This window comes from Pseudomonas sp. CYM-20-01 (assembly GCF_023169845.1).
Taxonomy (GTDB): Bacteria; Pseudomonadota; Gammaproteobacteria; order Pseudomonadales; family Pseudomonadaceae; genus Aquipseudomonas; species Aquipseudomonas azotoformans.
The window spans coordinates 1-23286 of sequence record NZ_AP025169.1; the positions used below are offsets into that span (position 1 = coordinate 1).

23 protein-coding genes are annotated in these 23286 nt (G+C 61.6%); 10 read left to right on the plus strand and 13 right to left on the minus strand.

Annotated features, from left to right (window positions below; genetic code table 11):
- On the plus strand, nucleotides 1-2010 hold the full coding sequence (gene rep, locus M2497_RS00005; RefSeq protein ID WP_248485333.1) for a DNA helicase Rep: 2010 nt from the start codon (nucleotides 1-3) through the stop codon (nucleotides 2008-2010).
- Between the two features lie 58 nt (nucleotides 2011-2068).
- The gene (locus M2497_RS00010) at nucleotides 2069-2641 is read left to right on the plus strand and encodes a xanthine phosphoribosyltransferase (RefSeq protein ID WP_025856334.1); all 573 of its coding nucleotides are present in this window, start codon (nucleotides 2069-2071) and stop codon (nucleotides 2639-2641) included.
- Between the two features lie 70 nt (nucleotides 2642-2711).
- Here the strand turns inward: M2497_RS00010 and M2497_RS00015 are convergent, their stop codons facing one another.
- The 6 genes from M2497_RS00015 to dadA form a co-directional block, all read right to left on the minus strand.
- The gene (locus tag M2497_RS00015; RefSeq protein WP_248485335.1) at nucleotides 2712-4634 is read right to left on the minus strand and encodes an acetyl-CoA hydrolase/transferase C-terminal domain-containing protein; all 1923 of its coding nucleotides are present in this window, start codon (nucleotides 4632-4634) and stop codon (nucleotides 2712-2714) included.
- A gap of 137 nt (nucleotides 4635-4771) precedes the next feature.
- Entirely contained in the window at nucleotides 4772-5182 is a 411-nt protein-coding gene (locus M2497_RS00020) for a c-type cytochrome (protein WP_043293857.1), read from the minus strand.
- Between the two features lie 181 nt (nucleotides 5183-5363).
- A complete protein-coding gene (locus M2497_RS00025) occupies nucleotides 5364-5912 on the minus strand; it encodes a cupin domain-containing protein (RefSeq protein WP_003176893.1) in 549 nt (182 codons plus the stop codon).
- Nucleotides 5913-6028: 116 nt separating this feature from the next.
- Nucleotides 6029-7102 (minus strand): alanine racemase, encoded by a 1074-nt coding sequence (alr, locus tag M2497_RS00030; protein ID WP_248485336.1) that lies wholly within the window; start codon nucleotides 7100-7102, stop codon nucleotides 6029-6031.
- 79 nt (nucleotides 7103-7181) lie between these two features.
- On the minus strand, nucleotides 7182-7535 hold the full coding sequence (locus tag M2497_RS00035) for a RidA family protein (protein ID WP_071494604.1): 354 nt from the start codon (nucleotides 7533-7535) through the stop codon (nucleotides 7182-7184).
- A complete protein-coding gene (dadA, locus tag M2497_RS00040; RefSeq protein ID WP_248485338.1) occupies nucleotides 7507-8808 on the minus strand; it encodes a D-amino acid dehydrogenase in 1302 nt (433 codons plus the stop codon). The genes M2497_RS00035 and dadA overlap by 29 nt, the downstream gene beginning before the upstream one ends.
- A 156-nt stretch (nucleotides 8809-8964) precedes the next feature.
- Here dadA and M2497_RS00045 point away from each other — a divergent pair, with 156 nt between their 5' ends.
- Nucleotides 8965-9453, plus strand: coding sequence for an Lrp/AsnC ligand binding domain-containing protein (locus M2497_RS00045; protein WP_003176896.1), 489 nt, complete (start codon nucleotides 8965-8967; stop codon nucleotides 9451-9453).
- A gap of 130 nt (nucleotides 9454-9583) precedes the next feature.
- On the opposite strand, the gene M2497_RS00050 is transcribed toward M2497_RS00045, so the two are convergent.
- Nucleotides 9584-9937, minus strand: a complete 354-nt coding sequence (locus M2497_RS00050; RefSeq protein ID WP_248485340.1) for a YkgJ family cysteine cluster protein — start codon at nucleotides 9935-9937, stop codon at nucleotides 9584-9586.
- 115 nt (nucleotides 9938-10052) lie between these two features.
- On the opposite strand from M2497_RS00050, the gene M2497_RS00055 reads away from it, so the two are divergent.
- Nucleotides 10053-11345, plus strand: coding sequence for an FAD-binding oxidoreductase (locus M2497_RS00055; protein ID WP_248485341.1), 1293 nt, complete (start codon nucleotides 10053-10055; stop codon nucleotides 11343-11345).
- Here the strand turns inward: M2497_RS00055 and M2497_RS00060 are convergent, their stop codons facing one another.
- Nucleotides 11346-11570: a DUF1127 domain-containing protein gene (locus tag M2497_RS00060; RefSeq protein WP_248488278.1), complete on the minus strand. Its 225-nt coding sequence runs from the start codon at nucleotides 11568-11570 to the stop codon at nucleotides 11346-11348.
- 166 nt (nucleotides 11571-11736) lie between these two features.
- On the opposite strand from M2497_RS00060, the gene M2497_RS00065 reads away from it, so the two are divergent.
- Nucleotides 11737-13161, plus strand: a complete 1425-nt coding sequence (locus M2497_RS00065) for a PLP-dependent aminotransferase family protein (RefSeq protein WP_248485342.1) — start codon at nucleotides 11737-11739, stop codon at nucleotides 13159-13161.
- Nucleotides 13162-13223: 62 nt separating this feature from the next.
- The gene (locus tag M2497_RS00070; RefSeq protein WP_248488279.1) at nucleotides 13224-14789 is read left to right on the plus strand and encodes a phospholipase D family protein; all 1566 of its coding nucleotides are present in this window, start codon (nucleotides 13224-13226) and stop codon (nucleotides 14787-14789) included.
- Here M2497_RS00070 and M2497_RS00075 read toward each other — a convergent pair.
- Nucleotides 14786-15928 carry an MFS transporter gene (locus M2497_RS00075; RefSeq protein ID WP_248485344.1) on the minus strand — a complete coding sequence of 381 codons (1143 nt, stop codon included), beginning with the start codon at nucleotides 15926-15928 and terminating at the stop codon, nucleotides 14786-14788. The two genes, M2497_RS00070 and M2497_RS00075, sit on opposite strands and share 4 nt — an antisense overlap.
- Nucleotides 15929-16078: 150 nt before the next feature.
- Nucleotides 16079-17572, minus strand: coding sequence for an aldehyde dehydrogenase (locus M2497_RS00080; protein WP_248485345.1), 1494 nt, complete (start codon nucleotides 17570-17572; stop codon nucleotides 16079-16081).
- Between the two features lie 229 nt (nucleotides 17573-17801).
- On the opposite strand from M2497_RS00080, the gene M2497_RS00085 reads away from it, so the two are divergent.
- Complete coding sequence (locus M2497_RS00085) at nucleotides 17802-18164, plus strand: cupin domain-containing protein (RefSeq protein ID WP_092241680.1); 363 nt, start codon at nucleotides 17802-17804, stop codon at nucleotides 18162-18164.
- Nucleotides 18165-18284: 120 nt separating this feature from the next.
- Here the strand turns inward: M2497_RS00085 and rpmG are convergent, their stop codons facing one another.
- Together rpmG and rpmB are read right to left on the minus strand one after the other, a co-directional pair.
- Entirely contained in the window at nucleotides 18285-18440 is a 156-nt protein-coding gene (gene rpmG, locus M2497_RS00090) for a 50S ribosomal protein L33 (RefSeq protein WP_003176906.1), read from the minus strand.
- A gap of 11 nt (nucleotides 18441-18451) precedes the next feature.
- Nucleotides 18452-18685: a 50S ribosomal protein L28 gene (gene rpmB / locus M2497_RS00095; protein WP_010207494.1), complete on the minus strand. Its 234-nt coding sequence runs from the start codon at nucleotides 18683-18685 to the stop codon at nucleotides 18452-18454.
- Between the two features lie 458 nt (nucleotides 18686-19143).
- On the opposite strand from rpmB, the gene M2497_RS00100 reads away from it, so the two are divergent.
- On the plus strand, nucleotides 19144-20736 hold the full coding sequence (locus M2497_RS00100) for an ABC transporter substrate-binding protein (RefSeq protein ID WP_248485346.1): 1593 nt from the start codon (nucleotides 19144-19146) through the stop codon (nucleotides 20734-20736).
- A gap of 44 nt (nucleotides 20737-20780) precedes the next feature.
- Here M2497_RS00100 and radC read toward each other — a convergent pair whose 3' ends face one another.
- A complete protein-coding gene (gene radC, locus M2497_RS00105; protein ID WP_248485347.1) occupies nucleotides 20781-21455 on the minus strand; it encodes a DNA repair protein RadC in 675 nt (224 codons plus the stop codon).
- 152 nt (nucleotides 21456-21607) lie between these two features.
- Between radC and coaBC the strand changes: the two genes are divergently transcribed.
- Complete coding sequence (gene coaBC / locus M2497_RS00110) at nucleotides 21608-22816, plus strand: bifunctional phosphopantothenoylcysteine decarboxylase/phosphopantothenate--cysteine ligase CoaBC (RefSeq protein ID WP_016970585.1); 1209 nt, start codon at nucleotides 21608-21610, stop codon at nucleotides 22814-22816.
- A 5-nt stretch (nucleotides 22817-22821) separates the two neighbouring features.
- Complete coding sequence (gene dut, locus M2497_RS00115; RefSeq protein ID WP_071494612.1) at nucleotides 22822-23277, plus strand: dUTP diphosphatase; 456 nt, start codon at nucleotides 22822-22824, stop codon at nucleotides 23275-23277.
- The last annotated feature ends 9 nt before the right edge of the window (nucleotides 23278-23286 follow it).

Here is a 23286-nt window from a genome sequence, read left to right on the forward strand (position 1 = left end):
ATGTCCCGACTCAATCCCCGGCAGCAAGAAGCCGTGAACTACGTCGGCGGCCCTCTATTGGTGCTCGCCGGCGCAGGCTCCGGCAAGACCAGCGTGATCACCCGCAAGATCGCGCACCTGATCCAGCAGTGCGGCATCCGCGCCCAGTACATCGTCGCCATGACCTTCACCAACAAGGCTGCGCGGGAAATGAAAGAGCGCGTCGGCACCCTGCTCAAGGGTGGCGAAGGCCGTGGCCTCACCGTGTGTACCTTCCACAACCTGGGCCTGAACATCATCCGCAAGGAGCATGCGCGGCTGGGCTACAAGCCGGGCTTCTCGATCTTCGACGAGACCGACGTGAAGTCGCTGATGACCGACATCATGCAAAAGGAATACGCAGGCGACGATGGCGTGGACGAGATCAAGAACATGATCGGCGCCTGGAAAAACGACCTGATCCTGCCGCCCCAGGCCCTGGAAAATGCACGCAACCCCAAGGAACAGACTGCCGCCATCGTCTACACCCACTACCAGCGCACGCTCAAGGCGTTCAACGCGGTGGACTTCGACGACCTGATCCTGCTGCCGGTAAAGCTGTTCGAGGAACACGCCGACATCCTCGAAAAATGGCAGAACAAGGTGCGCTACCTGCTGGTGGACGAATACCAGGACACCAACGCCAGCCAATACCTGCTGGTAAAAATGCTGATCGGCAAGCGCAACCAGTTCACCGTGGTCGGCGACGACGACCAGTCGATCTACGCCTGGCGTGGCGCCCGCCCGGAAAACCTGATGCTGCTCAAGGACGACTACCCGTCCCTGAAAGTGGTGATGCTGGAGCAGAACTACCGCTCCACCAGCCGCATCCTGCGCTGCGCCAACGTGCTGATCTCGAACAACCCCCACGAATTTGAAAAACAACTGTGGAGCGAGATGGGCCACGGCGATGAGATCCGCGTGATCCGCTGCCGTAACGAAGACGCCGAAGCCGAGCGCGTGGCCGTCGAGATCCTCAGCCTGCACCTGCGCACCGACCGGCCCTACAGCGATTTCGCGATCCTCTATCGCGGCAACTACCAGGCCAAGCTGATCGAGCTGAAATTGCAGCACCACCAGGTGCCGTATCGCCTGTCGGGCGGCAACAGCTTTTTCGGACGTCAGGAAGTAAAAGATCTGATGGCCTACTTCCGCCTGATCGTGAACCCGGACGACGACAACGCCTTCCTGCGCGTAATCAACGTGCCGCGCCGCGAAATCGGCTCGACCACCCTGGAAAAACTCGGCAACTACGCCACTGAACGCAAGATCTCGATGTACGCCGCCACCGACGAAATCGGCCTGGGCGAACACCTGGACTCGCGCTTCACCGATCGCCTGTCGCGCTTCAAGCGCTTCATGGACAAGGTGCGCGAGCAGTGCGCCGGCGAAGACCCGATCAGCGCGCTGCGCAGCATGGTCATGGACATCGACTACGAAAACTGGCTGCGCACCAACAGTTCCAGCGACAAGGCCGCGGATTACCGCATGAGCAACGTCTGGTTCCTGATCGAAGCGCTGAAGAACACCCTGGAAAAAGACGAAGACGGCGAGATGACCGTCGAAGACGCCATCGGCAAGCTGGTGCTGCGCGACATGCTCGAACGCCAGCAGGAAGAGGAAGACGGCGCCGAAGGTGTACAGATGATGACCTTGCATGCGTCCAAGGGCCTGGAATTCCCCTACGTGTTCATCATGGGCATGGAAGAGGAAATCCTCCCGCACCGCTCCAGCATCGAAGCCGACACCATCGAAGAAGAACGCCGCCTGGCCTACGTGGGCATTACCCGCGCGCGTCAGACCCTGGCCTTCACCTTTGCCGCCAAGCGCAAACAGTACGGCGAAATCATCGATTGTGCGCCCAGCCGGTTCCTGGATGAACTGCCGCCGGATGACCTGGCCTGGGAAGGCAATGACGACACCCCGACCGAGGTGAAGGCCGTTCGCGGCAACACCGCCTTGGCGGACATACGCGCGATGTTAAAGCGCTAGAATCGACTACTTTTCAATCTACTTTCGGCGCATAGCGCGCCATTAGAGGAAGCTTTCCGTGGAAGCACTGCACAAGAAAATTCGCGAAGAAGGCATCGTGCTTTCCGATCAGGTACTCAAGGTTGACGCCTTTCTGAACCACCAGATCGACCCGGCGCTGATGAAGCTGATCGGCGACGAATTCGCCGCACTGTTCAAGGACTCGGGCATCACCAAGATCGTCACTATCGAAGCATCGGGCATCGCACCGGCGATCATGACCGGCCTGAACCTGGGTGTACCGGTGATCTTCGCGCGCAAGCAACAGTCCCTGACCCTGACGGAAAACCTGCTGTCGGCAACGGTGTATTCCTTCACCAAGAAAGTCGAAAGCACCGTGGCAATCTCCCCGCGCCACCTGACCAGCAGCGACCGGGTGCTGGTGATCGATGACTTTTTGGCCAACGGCAAGGCGTCCCAGGCGCTGATCTCGATCATCAAGCAGGCCGGCGCGACCGTCGCCGGTTTGGGGATCGTGATCGAGAAGTCGTTCCAGGGTGGGCGTGCGGAATTGGATGCACAGGGTTATCGGGTTGAGTCGCTGGCGCGGGTCAAGTCGCTGGAAGGTGGCGTCGTTACCTTCATCGAATAACCCCTGCCTTAAAGTGGTTGTAACAGTGGGAGGGGGCTTGCCCCCTCCCACATTGACCCTGTGTTGCCTGTCAGTGCGCGGTGGCCTGTAGGCCGGCGAGTAGGAGCCGCTGGTACAGATCCTCTTTCAGCCCCTCCGGCTTACCTAACCGCATCCGCTCCAGATGCTTGGGAAACACCTCCGGTTCCGGCGCATCCAACGCCGCCTTGCCCAGCTCCAGAATCTCCGTCAGCTTGAATTTGCTCTTGAGCCAGTTCAGCGCCCGCAACAAATCCCGTTCTTCATCAGTGAAATCACTGCCCAGCGGATACTCCGGAAACAACCGACGATGGCGTGCCTGAATCCCCTGCAAGCGCTCCGGCGTGTTATCGGCAAAGCGCGGATCCAGCTGGAAATCCTTGGGCAGCTTGCCGGCCTTTTGCGCCTCCTTGATCAAATCGTCCTGGAAGCGTGAGTCGGTGATATTGAGCAACGCCTCGATCACCTTGGCATCCGTCTGCCCGCGCAAGTCTGCAATGCCATATTCGGTGATGACAATATCCCGCAGATGCCGGGGAATGGTGCAGTGGCCGTAGTCCCAGACGATATTGGAACTGACCTCCCCCGCTGACTCGCGCCAACTGCGCAAAATCAGAATCGACCGCGCACCTTCCAGCGCATGGCCTTGGGCCACAAAGTTGTACTGCCCGCCCACACCACTGAGCACACGACCGTCTTCCAACTGGTCGGCCACGCCCGCGCCGAGCAGCGTCACCATGATCGCGCTGTTGATAAACCGCGCATCCAACCGCTGCAGGCGCTTGAGTTCTTCCTGGCCGTACAGCTCGTTGATGTAGCTGATGCGGGTCATGTTGAATTCGAGGCGCTTGGCGTGAGTCATTTCCTGCAGGCGCTGGTAGAAACTGCGCGGGCCAAGAAAAAAGCCGCCGTGGATCGAAATGCCGTCAGGCTGCGCCGCATCGTCGAGCGTGCCGGCGTTGGCCTGCTGTTGCGTCGCCACATCCGGGTAGACCTTGCGACGGATAATCCCCGCGTCCGCCAGTACCAACAGGCCGTTGACGAACATTTCGCTGCACCCGTAAAGCCCCCGGGCGAAGGGGTCGACACCGCCTTCACGGCTGATCAGCGGTGCCCACTGGTACACGTCCAGGTCGGTCAGCAGCGAGCGATAGGACTCATTGTCGGCCTGGCGCGCCAGCAACGCGGCGGTCAGCGCATCCCCCATGGAGCCGATGCCGATCTGCAAGGTGCCGCCATCGCGCACCAGGGTGCTGGCATGCAAGCCGATAAAATGGTCCTGGAAACCCACCGGCATATTCGGCGTGGAGAACAACGTGGTGCTGTCTTTTTCATCGATCAGGTAATCGAAGGCATCCATGCCCAGCTCAGAGTCGCCGGGCATATAGGGCAAATCGCTGTGGACCTGGCCAACGATCAGCACGGTTTCACCGGCATCACGGCGCTTGGCGATCATCGGCAACAGGTCGAGGGTGATATCCGGGTTGCAGCTCAGGCTCAGGCGATCCGGATGTTCGCTGCTGCTGGCGACCAGTTGCGCCACCAGGTTCAAGCCCGCTGCGTTGATGTCGCGAGCGGCGTGGCTGTAGTTGCTGCTGACGTAATCCTGCTGCGCCGACTCGCTGTGCAGCAAGCTGCCCGGCTGCATGAAGAACTGCTGCACATGGATATTTTTCGGAAGGCTGTCGTTGTGCAGGTCGGCGAGGAAATCCAGCTCGGGGTAATCGCCGAACACCCGCTCGATAAAGGGTTCGAGAAAGCGTTTCTGCAAACCATCGCCCATCGTCGGGCGGCCCAGGCTCAACGCGGTATAGATGGTCAGCGCCCGCTCCGGCAACTTGGCGATGCGCCGGTACAAGGCATTGGCAAACCGGTTCGGCTTGCCTAGCCCGAGGGGCATGCCCATGTGGATATGCGCCGGCAACCGCGCCAGTACGTCGTCAACTGCTTGCTCGATTGAACACAACTGCACCATCCGACCCTCCTGAACATTCCATGATTAGGGGTTGGACCGAGCTTGCCGGGTCTTTGCTGCAATGAACAGCGCTGAAACACCAATCCCAGGCACAAAAAAGCCGCTCGTAAGCGGCATTTTTGACGAAGATCGGCGGATCAGAGGCCAGACATCTTCTTGATTGCACCCTTGAGGTCATCATCCGAGCAATCGGCACAGGTGCCTTTTGGCGGCATCGCGTTGATACCGGTGATCGCCTTGGCCAGGATGCCGTCAAGGCCGCCCTGGTGATCGGCGCGTTCTTTCCAGGCCGCTGTGTCGCCGATTTTCGGCGCGCCCAACAAGCCGGTGCCGTGGCAAGCGTTGCAGTGCTTGGCGATGATGTCATCTGGCGTCTTCGCAGCGCCGCCGCCTGCGGCGACCGCCACCTCCATGCCCTTGCATTCCTGGCCCTGGACGCAGACCTGGCCGACAGGCTCCAGGCGCTTGGCAATATCATCATTGGTCGCAGCTTGAGCGCTGACAGCCCATAGGGCCAGTACGGTTGCTGGTGCAGCCAGCATTTTCATAATTAGGTTCACGCGTTCACCCTCAATGGTGGCTATTCACGCCTGCGGCCACGGTTTCGCAGGCGGCGAAAGTATAACGGTTAGCCCGCCTGGCCGAAACAACCCTATTAAACAAAGGGAGATTCGACCTCACGGAATACAGCTCGGGTGCCTCTGCGACGCTGGCAGGACGCCTCTTTTCTTAAAAGTTCGCGGGTGTGGCTGCGCTGATTAGTCGCGCCGGCACGTCGAACGGATTGCGAAAACGATGGGGCTTGGTGCTTTCAAAGTAGTAGCTATCGCCCGCTTCGAGCACAAAAGTTTCAAGACCGACCACCAACTCCAGGCGACCTTCCACCAGAATCCCGGTTTCTTCGCCTTCGTGGGTGAGCATTTCTTCGCCTGTGTCGGCGCCCGGCGGGTAGATTTCGTTGAGAAACGCAATCGCCCGGCTGGGGTGCGCCCGTCCTACCAGTTTCATGGTGACGGCGCCGTCGGAGATGTCGATCAGCTCATTGGCTTTATAGACGATCTGCGTCGGTATTTCCTGGAGGATCTCCTCGGAAAAGAACTCGACCATCGACATGGGGATGCCGCCCAGCACCTTGCGCAAGGAGCTGATCGAGGGGCTGACGCTGTTTTTTTCGATCATCGAAATGGTGCTGTTGGTGACACCCGCACGCTTGGCGAGCTCGCGCTGGGAAAGACCCTTCAGTTTACGGATGGATTGCAGTCGTTCGCCGACGTCCAATGCAGGAGCCTCCTAGGATTCAGGCTTTGTTGTAATTGAGCGTTATCATGGCGACAGCGTTCAGTATTTACAACACTTGGGCCTAAATCCCGGGCGGTTGCGTTCGTGCCTGGCGGTCAAGCCCCGGAATAGAGCCTTGGCACGCGGCGCAGGTTGCAGAACAGCTGATACGGAATGGTCTCGGCGGCAACCGCGACGTCACTGGCGAGGATATGTTTACCCCATAGCTCCACGGTGGAACCAAGGCCGGCTTGCGGCACGTCCGTGAGGTCGATGCACAGCATGTCCATGGACACACGGCCCAGCAATTGGCTGCGTTGACCGGCCACCAGCACCGGCGTACCGGTCGGCGCGTGTCGTGGATAGCCATCGGCATAACCCATGGCAACTACACCGATACGCATGGGTTTCGGTGTGATGAACTTGGCGCCGTAACCCACCGGCTCCCCCGCCGGCAGTTCACGCACGCAGATCACCTTGGACTCCAGGGTCATCACCGGCTGCAAGCGCGCAGCCACGGCCTGGTCTTCGCCAAACGGTGTAGCGCCGTAAAGCATGATGCCGGGACGCACCCAATCGCTGGACACAGCCGGCCAGCCCATCACCGACGGCGAATTGCGCAGGCTGACCTCGGCCGCCAAGCCCTGGCGCGCCGCGTCAAACACCGCCACCTGTTCATCGCTGCGCACGCAGTCGAGTTCATCGGCACGCGCGAAATGGCTCATCAAAACGATCTTGGCCACTTTGCCGCTGGCCAGCAGGCGCTGGTAAGCCTCGTGGTAATCCTTCGGATGCAGGCCGACACGGTGCATGCCCGAATCGAGCTTGAGCCAGACAGTCAGCGGCTTGCTCAGTACGGCCTGTTCGATGGCCTCCAGTTGCCACAGCGAATGCACCACGCACCAGAAATCATGCTCGATGATCAGCGGCAGCTCGTCCGCCTCGAAGAAACCTTCCAGCAACAGCACGGGTGCACGAATACCGGCGGCGCGCAGCTCCAATGCCTCCTCGATGCAGGCCACGGCAAACCCGTCCGCCTCGGCTTCCAACGCTTGGGCGACGCGCACGGCACCATGCCCGTAGGCATCGGCCTTGATCACGGCAAGGGCCTTGGCCCCCGTGACTTCACGGGCCAATTGGTAGTTGTGGCGCAGGGCTTGGAGGTCGATCAGGGCACGGGCAGGACGCATGGCGGCAGGCTTCTAGGCGGCAAAGTGAAGAAAAACCGGCACCGACAGACAGCATCGGCACCGGGAGAGGGATCGGTGATTAAGGCAGCGCGGCCACAACGGACAGCTCCACCAGGATTTGCGGTTCGCACAGCTTGGCTTCAACCGTGGCACGGGCCGGGGCGACACCCTTGGGCAGCCACTTGTCCCACACCGCGTTCATGCCGGCGAAATCCGCGTCGATGTCTTTCAGGTAGATCGTCACCGACAGCAGCTTGCTCTTGTCGGTGCCGGCCAGGTCGAGCAAACGCTCGATATTGGCCAGGGTTTCACGGGTTTGCTGTTCAATCCCGGCGTTCATGTCGTCACCGACTTGCCCCGCCAGATACACGGTACCGCTGTGGACAACGATCTGGCTCATGCGCTCATTGGTGAGCTGGCGCTGGATTGACATGTTGTGCGGACTCCTGGTGGTTGCCATAACGGGAAATATCGAGGCCTTCGGCACTGATCTGCGGGGTTTTCTTCGCCATCAGGTCGGCCAGCAAACGACCGGAACCACACGCCATGGTCCAACCGAGGGTGCCGTGGCCGGTATTCAGGAACAGGTTCTTGAACGGGGTGGCACCGACAATCGGAGTGCCATCGGGGGTGGTCGGACGCAGGCCGGTCCAGAAACTGGCTTCGGTCAAATCGCCGCCCTGAGGATAAAGGTCGTTGACGATCATCTCCAGGGTTTCACGCCGACGCGGGTTAAGCGACAGGTCAAAACCGGCTATTTCAGCCATGCCACCGACGCGGATGCGGTTGTCGAAACGGGTGATTGCGACCTTGTAGGTCTCGTCGAGAATCGTCGAAGTCGGCGCCATCGCCGGGTTGGTGATCGGTACGGTCAGCGAATAGCCCTTGAGCGGGTACACCGGCGCCTTGATCCCCAGCGGCTTGAGCAGCTTCGGCGAGTAGCTGCCGAGGGCCAGCACGTAACGGTCGGCGGTCTCCAGCGTGCCGTCGATCCACACGCCGCTGATGCGATCACCGGCGTAGTCGAGACGCTGGATATCCTGTTCGAAGCGAAATTGCACGCCCAGTTGCTTGCACATGTCGGCCAGGCGGGTGGTGAACATCTGGCAGTCACCAGTCTGGTCGTTCGGCAGGCGCAGGGCGCCAGCGAGAATATCCGTGACGCTGGCCAGGGCCGGTTCGACGCGGGCGATACCGGCGCGGTCGAGCAGCTCGAACGGCACGCCGGACTCCTTCAACACGGCGATGTCCTTGGCCGCGCCATCGAGCTGCGCCTGGGTGCGGAACAACTGGGTAGTCCCCAGGCTGCGGCCTTCGTAGGCAATGCCGGTCTCGGCGCGCAGTTCGTCGAGGCAGTCACGGCTGTACTCGGACAGACGCACCATGCGCTCCTTGTTCACCGCGTAACGGCTGGCGGTGCAGTTGCGCAGCATCTGCGCCATCCACAGGTATTGGTCGATGTCGGCGGTGGCCTTGATCGCCAGCGGCGCATGGCGTTGCAGCAGCCACTTAATAGCTTTGAGCGGCACGCCCGGCGCGGCCCATGGCGAGGCATAGCCCGGGGACACCTGGCCGGCGTTGGCGAAACTGGTTTCCATGGCAGCGGCGGGTTGACGGTCGACCACGACCACTTCAAAGCCGGCCCGCGCCAAATAGTAGGCACTGGTCACACCAATGACGCCGCTACCCAAGACCAGAACGCGCATTTTTATATCCTCATCGCGGACGTGGCCGCTGACGTGTGTTGTTCGAGCAATGATGAGCGCAGTGTAAAAAACAATTGCCAGTGCATTTCACTATATAACTGCCTATATTTGGCGACAATTCTCGGCAAAAACCCTTTTCACAGAGGCGTATCCCCTATGCGTACCAACACCCAGACCAAGCGGGAGCTGGACAAGATCGACCGCAACATCCTGCGCATCCTGCAAACCGACGGGCGTATTTCGTTCACGGAGTTGGGGGAAAAGGTCGGGCTGTCGACCACGCCCTGTACCGAGCGTGTGCGCCGGCTGGAGCGTGAAGGGATCATCATGGGCTACAACGCGCGGCTCAATCCCCAGCATTTGAAGGGCAGTTTGCTGGTATTTGTCGAGATCAGCCTGGATTACAAGTCCGGCGACACCTTCGAGGAGTTCCGCCGCGCCGTACTGAAACTGCCCCATGTGCTGGAGTGCCACCTGGTTTCTGGCGACTTCGACTACCTGGTGAAGGCGCGGATTTCCGAGATGGCGTCGTACCGCAAATTGCTTGGCGACATCCTGCTCAAGCTGCCCCATGTGCGGGAGTCCAAGAGCTATATCGTGATGGAAGAGGTGAAGGAGAGCCTGAACCTGCCGATCCCGGACTGACCTGAAACACTCGGGTCAACATGTGGGAGGGGGCTTGCCCCCGATAGCAGTGTGTCAGACGCCAAAGGTGCCGACTGATCCACCGCTATCGGGGGCAAGCCCCCTCCCACATTTGGACTGTGTAAAACCGCTAAACCAACACCTGCCGGGTGCTTGCCATGTAGTCGTGGATCTGCTTCTCCACCCGAGGATGAATCAGCTCCACCGGGCGCCGTCCATTCGGGCACGGAAGGGTCTTGGTGGTGCCGAACAACCTGCAGATCAACGGGCGCTCGTCGTACACCGTGCAGCCGTTGGGGCCCAAGTGCACGCAGTTCAGCTCCTCCATGGCCGCGTCCTGCTCAGCCGCAGTCTTACGCGGCAGGCGCGACATTTCCTCGGGCGAGGTGGTTACCGGCCCACAGCAGTCGTGGCAACCGGGGACGCACTCGAACGAAGGAATCTGCCTGCGCAGGGCGCTGACTTTCTGACTGTTGCAACTCATCGAAACACGTACCGAACGGCGAATAGGCGTGGATTCTGCCGCAAAACGCCCTGCGCAGACAGCTTCGTCCGACCGCTGTATCCTGCGTCAAATTTTCCAAACAGGGATGCTCCCCATGACTGCCAGCGCCCGGCACACCGCTTCCTACTACGCCGCCAGCAGCGTGCCGCAACCTGAGTACCCGGTGTTGACCGGCGAACTGACCGCGGATGTGTGCGTGGTCGGCGGCGGTTTCTCGGGGCTGAACACCGCGCTGGAGTTGGCCGAGCGTGGATTCAGCGTGGTGTTGCTGGAAGCGCGCAAGATCGCCTGGGGCGCCAGCGGGCGTAACGGCGGCCAACTGATTCGCGGCGTCGGCCATGGCCTGGACCAGTTCGCCAACGTGATCGGCACCGAGGGCGTACGCCAGATGAAGCTGATGGGCCTGGAGGCGGTGGAGATTGTGCGTGAGCGCGTCGAGCGCTACCAGATCCCCTGCGACCTGGCCTGGGGCTACTGCGACCTCGCCAACAAACCCCGCGACCTGCACGGCCTGGCCGAAGATGCCGAAGAACTGCGCAGCCTTGGATATCGTCACGACATACGCCTGCTGCAAGCCAACGAAATGCCCAGCGTGATTGGCTCCGACCGCTACGTGGGCGGCATGATCGACATGGGCTCCGGCCACCTGCACCCGCTGAACCTGGCTCTCGGCGAAGCCGCCGCCGCGCAGCATTTGGGCGTGAAGCTGTTCGAGCAGTCCGAAGTCACGCGCATCGACTACGGCCCCGAAGTCAGCGTACACACCGCCCAAGGCAACGTGCGCGCCAAGACTCTGGTGCTGGCCTGCAATGCCTACCTCAATGGCCTCAACCCGCACCTCAGCGGCAAGGTGCTGCCCGCCGGCAGCTACATCATCGCCACCGAGCCGTTGAGCGCAGCCCAGGCCGCCAACCTGCTGCCGCAGAACATGGCGGTGTGCGACCAGCGTGTCACGGTGGATTACTTCCGGCTGTCAGCCGACCGCCGCCTGCTGTTCGGCGGTGCCTGCCACTATTCCGGTCGCGACCCCAAGGATATCGGCGCCTATATGCGCCCGAAAATGCTGCAGGTATTCCCCCAGTTGGCCGACGTAAAAATCGATTTCCAGTGGGGCGGCATGATCGGCATCGGCGCCAACCGTTTGCCGCAGATTGGCCGCCTGGCCGACCAACCCAACGTGTATTACGCCCAGGCCTACGCTGGCCATGGCCTCAACGCCACGCACCTGGCGGGCAAGTTGCTGGCCGAAGCCATCAGCGGCCAGCAACAGGGCCGCTTCGACCTGTTCGCCCAGGTGCCGCACATCACCTTCCCCGGCGGCAAGCACCTGCGCTCGCCGCTGTTGGCGCTGGGCATGCTCTGGCACCGCCTCAAAGAGCTGGTCTGATCAATCGCGCCAGAACGGTTTCAGCCCCTCGTCGCGTGCCTGCTCAGCGGTCAGCCCGACGTCGCGCAATTGCTCCCTGGTCAGGTGCAATAAAGCCTTGCGCGTGTGGCGACGGTGCCAGAACAGACCCCAGCGACTGATATCGCGCGGCGCCGTCGCCCGCTCCTGCCCAGCCTCCAGTTCCTGACTGTGTAACGCCAGCCGCACATCGCTCATGCCGTTCATTTTGCTGCCCCTCAGTTGCTTGTTGCCTTGAGTGACCAGCATGAGCGCGCGGCCAAAACCATTACAGATTCAACCCTGCCTTATTAAATCCATACAGATGCTGCCTTTGGACGGCTGAATCCTGTATTTTCTGCCTATCTGTAATGGTCACTCGGGAGCGACCGCCATGACCCTGTACATAAACCTCGCCGAATTGCTGGGTACCCGCATCGAACAAGGTTTCTATCGCCCCGGTGATCGACTGCCTTCTGTACGGGCCTTGAGCGTGGAACATGGGGTCAGTCTGAGCACCGTGCAGCAGGCTTATCGGTTGCTGGAAGACAACGGCCTGGCGATGCCCAAGCCGAAATCCGGCTACTTCGTACCCGTCGGCCGCGAGTTACCGGCCCTGCCCGAAGTCGGTCGTCCGGCTCAGCGCCCCGTGGACATTTCCCAATGGGACCAGGTGCTGGAGTTGATACGCGCAACGCCGCGCAAGGATGTCATACAGATGGGTCGCGGCATGCCGGATGTATTGTCGCCTACCTTGAAACCCCTGTTGCGCAGCCTGGCGCGCGTGAGTCGCCGCCAGGATCTGCCGGGCCTGTATTACGACAACATCCTCGGCTGTATGGAGCTGCGCGAGCAAATTGCGCGTCTGTCCCTGGATTCCGGCTGCCAACTGACGGCCGAGGACATCGTGATCACCACCGGCTGCCATGAGGCGTTGTCTGCCAGCATCCATGCCATCTGTGAGCCGGGCGATATCGTTGCGGTGGACTCACCGAGCTTTCACGGCGCCATGCAGACGCTCAAGGGCCTGGGCATGAAAGCCCTGGAAATCCCTACCGACCCGATCACCGGCATCAGCCTCGAAGCGTTGGAGCTGGCGCTGGAACAGTGGCCGATCAAAGTCATCCAGCTTACCCCCAACTGCAACAACCCCCTGGGCTACATCATGCCGGAGGCGCGCAAGCGGGCGTTGCTCACCTTGGCACAGCGCTTCGACGTCGCGATCATCGAAGACGATGTCTACGGCGAACTGGCCTTCAGCTACCCGCGCCCGCGCACCATCAAGTCGTTCGACGAAGACGGCCGTGTGCTGCTGTGCAGCTCGTTTTCGAAAACCCTGGCACCCGGTTTGCGCATTGGCTGGGTGGCACCGGGCCGATACCTGGAACGGGTGCTGCACATGAAATACATCAGCACCGGCTCCACAGCGACTCAACCGCAGATTGCCATAGCCGAGTTTCTCAAAGGGGGCCACTTCGAACCGCATTTGCGGCGGATGCGCACTCAATACCAGCGCAATCGCGACTTGATGCTCGATTGGGTCAGCCGCTACTTCCCGACGGGCACCCGTGCCAGCCGGCCACAAGGCAGCTTCATGCTGTGGATCGAACTGCCGGAAGGTTTTGATACGTTGAAGCTCAACCGCGTCCTCGTGGAACAAGGCGTGCAAGTAGCGGTAGGCAGTATCTTTTCCGCTTCCGGCAAATACCGGAACTGCCTGCGCATGAACTACGCTGCCAAGCCAACCGCGCAGATTGAAGAAGCCGTGCGCAAGGTCGGGGCTGCGGCGATCAAGATGCTGGCGGAGACGGCCGACTGACCTTTACCGGAAATTTGCCGTCATATGCCGACAACCGCCCTGATCTGGAAGCCGATCCCTTGATGATTCAACGGCTATTACCGTTTTGCCTGTTAGGGGCCCTGGCCCTGGGCGGCTGCGCCAGCGTGAGCACGCCGCGCGTCCCCAGCGACGCCCTGCCTGCCGCGCAATCGTCGTTCGGCCGCTCGATCCAGGCCCAGGCCGCGCCCTATCAGGGGCGCTCGGGCTTTCGCCTGCTGCCCAACAGCAGCGAGGCGTTCATGGCCCGCGCCGAGCTGATCCGCAACGCCCAGACCAGCCTCGACCTGCAGTACTACATCGTGCACGACGGCATCAGCACCCGCATGCTGGTGGACGAACTGCTCAAGGCCGCCGACCGTGGCGTGCGCGTGCGCATCCTGCTGGACGACACCACCAGCGACGGCCTCGACCAGATCATCGCCACCCTCGCGGCCCACCCCAAGATCGAGATCCGCCTGTTCAACCCGTTGCACCTGGGGCGCAGCACCGGCGTGACGCGGGCCATGGGCCGCCTGTTCAACCTGTCGCTGCAACATCGACGCATGCACAACAAGCTGTGGCTGGCGGACAACAGCGTGGCGATCGTCGGCGGACGCAACCTGGGGGATGAGTATTTCGATGCCGAGCCCAACCTGAACTTCACCGATATCGACATGCTCAGCGTGGGCCCGGTGGCCGAGCAACTGGGCCACAGTTTCGACCAGTACTGGAACAGCGCGCTGAGCAAGCCTATCGATGACTTCATCTCCAACGCGCCGTCCAAGGGCGACCTCGCCGCCGCGCGCGTAAGCCTGGAAGCCTCCCTGGCCGAGTCGCGCCAGCAGAACCACGCGTTGTACAACCGCCTGCGTACCTACAAGACCCAACCGCGCATGGACACCTGGCGCCGCGAGCTGATCTGGGCCTGGAACCAGGCGCTGTGGGATGCGCCGAGCAAGGTGCTGGCCAAGGCCGACCCAGACCCTCGGCTGCTGCTCACAACCCAACTGGCGCCGGAGCTGGAGGGGGTCAATCACGAGCTAATGATGATTTCTGCGTACTTCGTGCCGGGACAGCCAGGCCTGGTGTATCTGACCGGGCGCGCCGATGCGGGCGTGTCGGTGAGCCTGCTGACCAATTCCCTGGAAGCCACCGATGTGCCCGCCGTACACGGCGGTTACGCCCCCTACCGCAAGGCGCTGCTGGAGCATGGGGTGAAGCTCTACGAGCTGCGCCGCCAACCCGGGGATGGCGGCGGCAGTGGCCCGCACCTGTTTCGCCGAGGCACTTTCCGGGGCTCGGATTCCAGCCTGCACAGCAAGGCGATCATCTTTGATCGGGAGAAATCCTTTATCGGCTCGTTCAACTTCGACCCACGCTCGGTGCTGTGGAACACCGAAGTCGGTGTGCTGGTCGACAGCCCCGAGCTGGCGGAACATGTACGCAACCTGGCACTGCAAGGCATGGCGCCCGCCCTGAGCTATGAAGCGAAATTGCAGGACGGCCAGGTCGTGTGGGTGACCGAAGATAACGGCCAGTTGCACACCCTGACCCGCGAGCCCGGGAGCTGGTGGCGACGGTTCAATGCGTGGTTTGCCACCAGTGTTGGCCTTGAGCGCATGCTCTAGGCCGCTTGTGCCGCACCGAATGCGCCCTGGCGCAGCAGCAACATCACCAGGCCAAGCGCACCGGCCGCCATCAGCAGCGGCAGCGCATGCCCGCTGATCCACTGGCTACCCGCCCCCGCCACCAACGGGCCGATCAGGCAGCCGATACCCCACAGCTGCGCCACGTGGGCATTGGCGCGCACCAGCGCGTCGTCGCGGTAACGCTCGCCGATCAAGATCAACGACAGGGTGAACAAGCCGCCAGCACTTGCGCCGAACACGACCCAGATCGGCCAGATCATTGGCGTGTGCATCAATAACGGAATCGCCAGGCTCGACACCAGCAACAGCAGCGCACACCCCAGGAACAACGTGCGCCGCGGCAAGTAGTCGGCCAGTGCACCGATGGGCAATTGCAGTAACGCGTCGCCAACCACCACCGTGCTGACCATGGCCAAGGCGATCTCGGCGGTGAACCCTTGTTGCAGGCAGTACACCGGCAACAACGTCAGGATCATCGCCTCGAACGCAGCGAACAGCGCCACCGCCCAGGCAATCGCTGGCAGGCTCCGGCAGAAGCGCCACAGTTGCGCGAACGTCACGCTGAAGGATTCGGCGCTCGGTGCACCGGAACGTCCCAGCAGCAACAGCGGCGCAACCATCAACAGGCCGACACCCACCCAGAAACCGTAGTCATGATCGGTGCCGATCAAGCCTAACAGTAACGGACCCGACAGCTGGCTCAAGGCATAGCTGCAGCCGTACAGCGCCACCAGCCGGCCGCGCCACTGCTCCACAACCAACTGGTTGATCCAACTCTCGCCGAGGATAAACACGATGGTCAGGATCACGCCGATCATCAGGCGCAGCACCAGCCACACCGGGTAGCTGGGCAGGATCGCCAGCAGGCCGATGGACACCGCGCCCGCCCACAGGCACAGGCGCATAAGGTTGGCGGTGCCAAGCCATGAGGCCAGGCGACTGGAAACCTTCGCGCCGAGCAATACGCCAAAGGCCGGCATCGCTGCCATCACGCCAATCGCGAAACTGCCGTAGCCCCAGCTTTCCAGGCGCAAGGACACCAGCGGCATGCTGACGCCCAGGGCCAGGCCGACGCTGAGCACCGAGGCCAGGACGGCGAAATAAGTCGCCCAACGCATTTCCACGCTCCTGTGGATCATTTTTAAGTTCACACAAACCAGTGTGGGAGGGGGCTTGCCCCCGATTGCGGTGGATCAGTGAGCACCGCTGGCGCCTGACACACTGCTATCGGGAGCAAGCCCCCTCCCACATTTAGCCTGCGGTGTTGCTTAGAGCTTGATCCAGGTCGCCTTCAACTCGGTGTATTTGTCGAACGCATGCAGCGACTTGTCACGACCGTTGCCCGACTGCTTGAAGCCACCAAACGGAGCGGTCATGTCACCGCCGTCGTACTGGTTGACCCACACGCTACCGGCGCGCAGCGCCTTGGCGGTCAGGTGCGCCTTGGAGATGTCCGACGTCCACACCGCTGCGGCCAGGCCGTATTGGGTGTCGTTGGCGATGGCAATTGCTTCCTCGGCGCTGTCGAAGGTGATCACCGACAGGACTGGGCCGAAGATTTCTTCCTTGGCGATCTTCATCGCATTGGTCACGCCATCGAAAATTGTCGGCTCAACATAGGTGCCGCCGGTTTCTTCCAGGGTGCGCTTACCGCCGGCGACCAACTTGGCGCCATCCGCGTGCCCCGCTTCGATATACGAGAGCACGGTGTTCATCTGCTGGGTGTCGACCAGTGCGCCCACATTGGTCGCAGGGTCCAGCGGGTTGCCTGGTTTCCAGCCCTTGAGGGCCTCGATCACCAGCGGCAGGAATTTGTCCTTGATGGAGCGCTCCACCAGCAGGCGGGAACCGGCGGTGCAGACCTCGCCCTGGTTGAAGGCGATGGCGCCGGCGGCAGACTCGGCAGCGGCTTGCAGGTCCGGAGCATCGGCGAACACGATGTTCGGGCTCTTGCCGCCCGCTTCCAGCCAGACGCGCTTCATGTTCGACTCGCCAGAGCGGATCAACAGTTGCTTGGCAATCTTGGTGGAGCCGGTGAACACCAGGGTGTCGACGTCCATGTGCAGCGCCAGCGCGTTGCCCACGGTATGGCCGTAGCCTGGCAGTACGTTGAATACACCTTGTGGAATACCGGCTTCAACGGCCAGTGCCGCGATGCGGATGGCGGTCAGCGGGGATTTTTCGGACGGCTTGAGGATCACCGAGTTACCGGTGGACAGCGCAGGCCCCAGCTTCCAGCAGGCCATCATCAACGGGAAGTTCCACGGCACGATGGCGCCGACAACACCCACGGGCTCACGGGTCACCAGGCCCAATTGGTCGTGCGGGGTCGCGGCGACTTCGTCGTAAATCTTGTCGATGGCCTCGCCGCTCCAGCTCAGGGCATTCGCCGCGCCGGGTACGTCGATGTTCAGGGAGTCGCTGATCGGCTTGCCCATGTCCAGGGTTTCGAGCAGCGCTAGTTCTTCGGCATTGGCCTTGAGCAACGCAGCAAAACGGATCATGGCGGATTTGCGCTTGGCCGGCGCCAGGCGCGACCACACGCCGGAATTGAAGGTGGCGCGGGCGTTTTCAACGGCGCGTTGGGCGTCGGCGGCGTCACAGCTGGCAACAGTGGCCAGCAGGCGACCATCGACCGGGCTGATGCATTCGAAGGTGTCACCGGAAACAGCGGCGGTGTACTCGCCATTGATGTAGGCGCGGCCTTCGATCTTCAGATCCTTGGCACGTTGTTCCCAGTCGGCACGGGTCAGGGTGGTCATGCGAGTGTCCTCCTCTTATTGAATACAAGGGCCACGGGATATCCCACAGCAGCCTTAAAGAATTCTTGCCCGCCAGCCAATGGTTCGGCGCAAGGCAGCTGCCACCCTAAACCAGCGGCTGGGGGTGTTTCAATATATTTGACATAACGCCGGCAAACGCCCTTGCGATGTTCATTTTAATAAACATAGACTTTGGGCTCTCCAACCGCAGGCCAGACGGGACACGCACATGAGCATCCAGGACATCGTCGACTTCAGCCAAGCCAAGACCGCCGCCGAGCGCTACCGCCCTGCCGCCGAGAAAATCCTCAAGGGCGATCCCGAGCAAACGATCTACAACCACTACAACAGCCCCTGCGGCCAGATGAGCGCGGGCGTGTGGGAAGGTGAAGTCGGGCAGTGGACGGTCAATTACACCGAGCATGAATACTGCGAAATTGTGCAGGGCGTGTCCGTGCTGCGTGATGCCGACGGCAACGCCAAGACCTTGCGCGCTGGCGACCGCTTCGTGATTCCCGCCGGTTTCAGCGGCACCTGGGAAGTGCTGGAGGCGTGCCGCAAGATTTACGTGGTGTTTGAACAGAAGGCCTGATCAAGACGGCGGGACGCGGAGCGTCCGAGGCGTCGTTCCCACGCAGAGCGTGGGAACGATCAGGCAAAAAAAAGCCCGGATCGTGAGATACGGGCTTTTTTTCACAAGGAGGAAAATCAATTACTTGATTTTGCCTTCTTTGTAGATCACGTGCTTGCGAACGCGCGGGTCGAACATTTTCTTTTCGAGCTTGTCCGGGGTAGTACGCTTGTTCTTGTCGGTAGTGTAGAAGTGACCAGTACCGGCGCTAGAGATCATTCGAATCAATTCACGCATGATATAGCTCCTTAGATTGTGCCAGCGCGGCGCAATTCAGCCAGCACGACAGTGATGCCACGCTTGTCGATGATGCGCATGCCTTTGGCAGATACGCGCAGACGGACGAAACGTTTCTCTTCTTCAACCCAGAAGCGGTGATGCTGCAGGTTCGGCAGGAAACGACGACGGGTTTTGTTATTTGCGTGGGAAATGTTATTCCCAGTCACCGGACCCTTACCGGTAACTTGACAGACTCTCGACATGCCTCAGCCCTCTAAAACCACATGCCCAACCCGGCATGGGTTGGCCGCTTAATCTCTCAGTCATTTGGCGCCAGGCGCCGCGTTTCTTTAGGGTCTTACCGGCTACACCTACAAGCGAAGGAACCGGGCCCCTAGAAAAGAGCGCTGCTTTATACCAGAAAGACCCCAGTGCAACAACAGCCCGCGTGTTTTTACTGGCGTAAATCTTGGCGGCAGACGCCTGAACCGTTGCCAGGAGGGGCCGCTGTCACAGCCGACCGCTCGTCGCACAGAATGATTTACAGCGCGCGCGGGCACAGTGAAGTGCACGACGAAACGCACTGAGGCGCCATCAAAACAGCATTTGGCGCAAAAGCACAGGCAAAAATGGGCTAGTCATTTACCTATCAGACCACTACGGTAGGACTTTTCCAGACTGCACTCGCAGATGGGCCTTCGATCTGCAAAGGAAACCGAACATGCGCCTCGCTGCCCTACCGCTATTGCTAGCCCCTCTCTTTATCGCCCCGCTGGCCTCTGCCGCCAGCACCTTGAGCGTCTGCACCGAGGCCAGCCCAGAAGGGTTCGATGTGGTGCAATACAACTCGCTGACCACCACCAATGCCTCGGCCGACGTGCTGATGAACCGCCTGGTGGACTACGACGCGACCAGCGGCAAGCTGGTGCCCAGCCTGGCGGACAGCTGGGACGTCTCGCCGGATGGCCTGACCTATACCTTCAAGCTGCACCCGGATGTGAAATTCCATCGCACCGAGTACTTCACCCCAAGCCGCACCCTGACCGCCGAAGACGTGCGTTTCAGCTTCGAGCGCATGCTCGACCCGGCCAACCCCTGGCACAAGATCGCCCAGAGCGGCTTCCCTCACGCCCAGTCGCTGCAACTACCGACGCTGGTAAAAAAGATCGACGCTCTCGACCCACTGACCGTACGTTTCACCCTGGATCACGCCGACTCCACCTTCCTCGCCGCGCTGAGCATGGGCTTCGCGTCGATCTACCCGGCCGAATATGCCGACAAACTGCTCAAGGCCGGCACGCCGGAGAAACTCAACAGCCAGCCGATCGGCACTGGACCGTTTATCTTCAGCCGTTTCCAGAAAGATGCCGTGGTGCGCTACAAGGCCAACCCGGACTACTTCGCCGGCAAACCGGCTGTGGATAACCTGATCTTTGCCATCACGCCGGACGCCAACGTACGCCTGCAGAAACTGCACCGCGACGAGTGCCAGATAGCCCTGTCGCCCAAGCCGCTGGACGTGGGTGAGGCCGAAAAGGACCCGGCGCTCAAGGTGGAGAAGACCGCTGCCTTCATGACCGCCTTCGTGGCCATCAACAGCCAGCACCCGCCCCTGGACAAGCCCGAAGTCCGCCAGGCGATCAACCTGGCGTTCGACAAGGGGAGCTACCTCAAGGCCGTGTTTGAAGGCACCGCCGAGGCCGCCAATGGCCCTTACCCACCGAATACCTGGAGCTACGCCAAGGAGCTGCCGGGCTATCCACAGGACCTCGCCAAGGCCAAGGCGCTGCTCGACCGCGCCGGACTCAAGGACGGCTTCAAGACCACCCTCTGGACCCGCCCCACCGGCAGCCTGCTGAACCCCAACCCGAACCTTGGCGCACAACTGCTGCAGGCTGACCTGGCCAAGGTCGGCATCCAGGCCGAGATCCGTGTGATCGAATGGGGCGAACTGATCCGCCGCGCCAAGGCCGGCGAACACGACCTGCTCTTCATGGGCTGGGCCGGCGACAACGGCGACCCGGATAACTTCCTGACCCCGCAGTTCTCCTGCGCGGCGGTGAAATCGGGCACCAACTTCGCCCGCTACTGCGACCCTGCGCTGGACAAGCTGATCAGCGCCGGCAAGACCACCAGCGAGCAAGGCGTGCGCAGCAAGCTGTACCAACAGGCCCAGGCGCAGATCCAGCAACAGGCCTTGTGGTTGCCGCTGGCGCACCCCACGGCGTTCGCCCTGGCCCGCAAGAATGTCGAGGGCTACCAGGTGAGCCCGTTCGGCCGGCAGGATTTCTCGAAAGTCAGCGTCAAGCCCTAAGCTGCAAGCTGCAAGCCCGCTTGAGGCTTGCAGCTGCTCCCCTCCTACATCCACCCGTATTCCGCCATCGACAACGGATCGCCATCCCCCACGATAATGTGATCCAGCACCCGCACGTCCACCACTTCCAGCGCCTTCTGCAGCAACTTGGTCAATTTTCGATCAGCGGCGCTCGGCTCCAGGCTCCCGGAAGGATGGTTATGGCACAGGATCAACGCCGCCGCGTTGTAGGCCAAAGCGCGCTTGACCACCTGCCGGGGATACACCATCGCCGCGTCGATGGTGCCTTGGGACAACGCCTCGAAGCCCAGCACCCTGTGCCTTGAATCAAGGAACAGGCAGCCGAAGATCTCATGAGGCTCATGACGCAGCATGGCCTTCAGGTAGTCCCGCACGGCCACCGGGCTTTCCAGCACCGAGTCGCTTCGCAGGCGCTCGGCCATGTGCCGCTTGGCCATTTCCAGCACCGCCTGTAACTGGGCAAACTTCGCCGGCCCCAGGCCCAATTGTTGGTTGAACAATGTTTGGCTGGCCTCCAGCAACGGGCGCAATCCACCGAATTGCGCCAAAAGATGGCGCGCCAGGTCCACCGCGCTCCTGCCGGAAACCCCGGTACGCAGGAAGATCGCCAGCAACTCGGCATCCGACAGGCTCGCCGCGCCCCACTCCAAAAGCTTTTCCCGCGGCCGCTCTGCCGCCGGCCAATCACGAATACTCATCCCTCCTCCCTCTCCCTGTATGCCATGCGTATCGCTGTTGCCTCGCGGACGCTGTGTTATCGTAGGCCCTCTTTTTTGCAGGCGATTTCCCCTGGGGAGGGGGCATCGCAGGCGTCATTGAACTGGCAACACTGAACTGGAAAGGCAAACCAATGCAGCGTCTGTATCGGAAACGCATCGTTCTCGGCGTTGGCGGCGGCATTGCCGCCTACAAGAGCGCAGAGCTGGTCCGCAGGCTCCTGGACCAGGGCGCCGAAGTGCGCGTGGTCATGACGCGCGGTGGCAGTGAATTCATCACCCCGCTGACCATGCAGGCCTTGTCCGGGCACCCGGTTCACCTGGACCTGCTGGACCCTGCGGCCGAAGCCGCCATGGGTCACATCGAGCTGGCCAAATGGGCCGATCTGGTGCTGATCGCCCCGGCCACCGCCGACCTGATCGCGCGCCTGGCCCAAGGCATCGCCGATGACCTGCTGACCACTCTGGTACTCGCCACCGACGCCACCGTCGCCATCGCCCCGGCCATGAACCAGGCCATGTGGCGCGACCCTGCTACCCAGGCCAACACCCAACTTCTGCAAAGCCGAGGCCTCAAGGTGTTCGGCCCGGCATCCGGCAGCCAGGCCTGCGGCGACGTTGGCATGGGCCGCATGCTCGAAGCCACAGACCTGGCGCTGTGCGCCGCCGAGTGCTTCCAGCACCTGGCCCTCACCGGCAAGCACGTGTTGATCACCGCCGGCCCGACCCAGGAAAACATCGACCCGGTGCGCTACATCACCAACCATAGCTCAGGAAAAATGGGCTTTGCCCTGGCCGAAGCGGCGGTCGAGGCAGGCGCACGCGTCACCCTGATCACCGGCCCGGTGCATTTGCCGACCCCGGATCGGGTCACGCGAATCGACGTCGTCAGCGCCCGCGACATGCTGGCGGCCTGTGAGGCAGCCATTCCGTGCGACCTGTTCATCGCCTCGGCGGCGGTTGCGGACTACCGCCCGGAAGTCGTTGCCCCGCAAAAGCTCAAGAAAGACCCTACGAGCGGAGACGGCCTGCTCCTGCAAATGGTGCGCAACCCGGACATCCTGGCCACCATCGCCACGCGCCCGGACCGTCCTTTCAGCGTCGGTTTCGCCGCCGAGACCGAGCATTTGCTGGACTACGCCGCACGCAAATTGAAAGACAAGAACCTCGACCTGATCGTTGCCAATGATGTCGCCAACCCGAGCATCGGCTTCAACAGCGAGGAAAACGCCTGCAGTGTGATCGACCGCGACCTGCACGCCACCCTTTTCGCCCAGACCAGCAAGGGCAAGATTGCCCGCCAACTGATCTCTTTTATCGCCCAACGGCTGAACCAGGTTTAATTTCCATGCACGCTTTGCAAGCCAAGATCCTCGACCCACGCATCGGCAGCGAATTCCCACTGCCGGCCTACGCCACCCCGGGCTCCGCAGGCCTCGACCTGCGCGCCATGCTCAAGCAAGACACCGTCCTTGAACCGGGCCAGACCATCCTGATCCCCACCGGGCTGTCGATCTACGTGGGTGACCCTGGCCTGGCGGCGCTGATCCTGCCGCGCTCGGGCCTGGGCCACAAACATGGCATCGTGCTGGGCAACCTGGTCGGCCTGATCGACTCGGACTACCAGGGCGAGTTGATGGTGTCGTGCTGGAACCGTGGCCAGACCGCGTTCAACATCGCCGTCGGCGAGCGCATTGCCCAGTTGGTATTGGTGCCGGTGGTGCAGGCGCACTTCGAACTGGTCGAGGAGTTCGATGAAACCCAACGCGGCGCAGGCGGTTTTGGGCATTCCGGCAGCCATTGATTGTTCCTA

Coding starts and splice junctions, on each gene's coding strand:
- M2497_RS00035 (WP_071494604.1), bottom strand. CDS start 7,535: ATGTCAATCCAGCGCCAGCTCACCAATGAGCGCATGAGCCAGATCGTT.
- rpmG (WP_003176906.1), bottom strand. CDS start 18,440: ATGCGTGAATTGATTCGAATGATCTCTAGCGCCGGTACTGGTCACTTC.
- M2497_RS00085 (WP_092241680.1), top strand. CDS start 17,802: ATGAGCATCCAGGACATCGTCGACTTCAGCCAAGCCAAGACCGCCGCC.
- M2497_RS00055 (WP_248485341.1), top strand. CDS start 10,053: ATGACTGCCAGCGCCCGGCACACCGCTTCCTACTACGCCGCCAGCAGC.
- rep (WP_248485333.1), top strand. CDS start 1: ATGTCCCGACTCAATCCCCGGCAGCAAGAAGCCGTGAACTACGTCGGC.
- M2497_RS00015 (WP_248485335.1), bottom strand. CDS start 4,634: ATGGTGCAGTTGTGTTCAATCGAGCAAGCAGTTGACGACGTACTGGCG.
- radC (WP_248485347.1), bottom strand. CDS start 21,455: ATGAGTATTCGTGATTGGCCGGCGGCAGAGCGGCCGCGGGAAAAGCTT.
- M2497_RS00075 (WP_248485344.1), bottom strand. CDS start 15,928: ATGCGTTGGGCGACTTATTTCGCCGTCCTGGCCTCGGTGCTCAGCGTC.
- dadA (WP_248485338.1), bottom strand. CDS start 8,808: ATGCGCGTTCTGGTCTTGGGTAGCGGCGTCATTGGTGTGACCAGTGCC.
- M2497_RS00060 (WP_248488278.1), bottom strand. CDS start 11,570: ATGAACGGCATGAGCGATGTGCGGCTGGCGTTACACAGTCAGGAACTG.
- M2497_RS00050 (WP_248485340.1), bottom strand. CDS start 9,937: ATGAGTTGCAACAGTCAGAAAGTCAGCGCCCTGCGCAGGCAGATTCCT.
- alr (WP_248485336.1), bottom strand. CDS start 7,102: ATGCGTCCTGCCCGTGCCCTGATCGACCTCCAAGCCCTGCGCCACAAC.
- M2497_RS00045 (WP_003176896.1), top strand. CDS start 8,965: ATGCGTACCAACACCCAGACCAAGCGGGAGCTGGACAAGATCGACCGC.
- M2497_RS00070 (WP_248488279.1), top strand. CDS start 13,224: ATGATTCAACGGCTATTACCGTTTTGCCTGTTAGGGGCCCTGGCCCTG.
- M2497_RS00080 (WP_248485345.1), bottom strand. CDS start 17,572: ATGACCACCCTGACCCGTGCCGACTGGGAACAACGTGCCAAGGATCTG.
- M2497_RS00100 (WP_248485346.1), top strand. CDS start 19,144: ATGCGCCTCGCTGCCCTACCGCTATTGCTAGCCCCTCTCTTTATCGCC.
- M2497_RS00065 (WP_248485342.1), top strand. CDS start 11,737: ATGACCCTGTACATAAACCTCGCCGAATTGCTGGGTACCCGCATCGAA.
- rpmB (WP_010207494.1), bottom strand. CDS start 18,685: ATGTCGAGAGTCTGTCAAGTTACCGGTAAGGGTCCGGTGACTGGGAAT.
- coaBC (WP_016970585.1), top strand. CDS start 21,608: ATGCAGCGTCTGTATCGGAAACGCATCGTTCTCGGCGTTGGCGGCGGC.
- M2497_RS00020 (WP_043293857.1), bottom strand. CDS start 5,182: ATGAAAATGCTGGCTGCACCAGCAACCGTACTGGCCCTATGGGCTGTC.
- dut (WP_071494612.1), top strand. CDS start 22,822: ATGCACGCTTTGCAAGCCAAGATCCTCGACCCACGCATCGGCAGCGAA.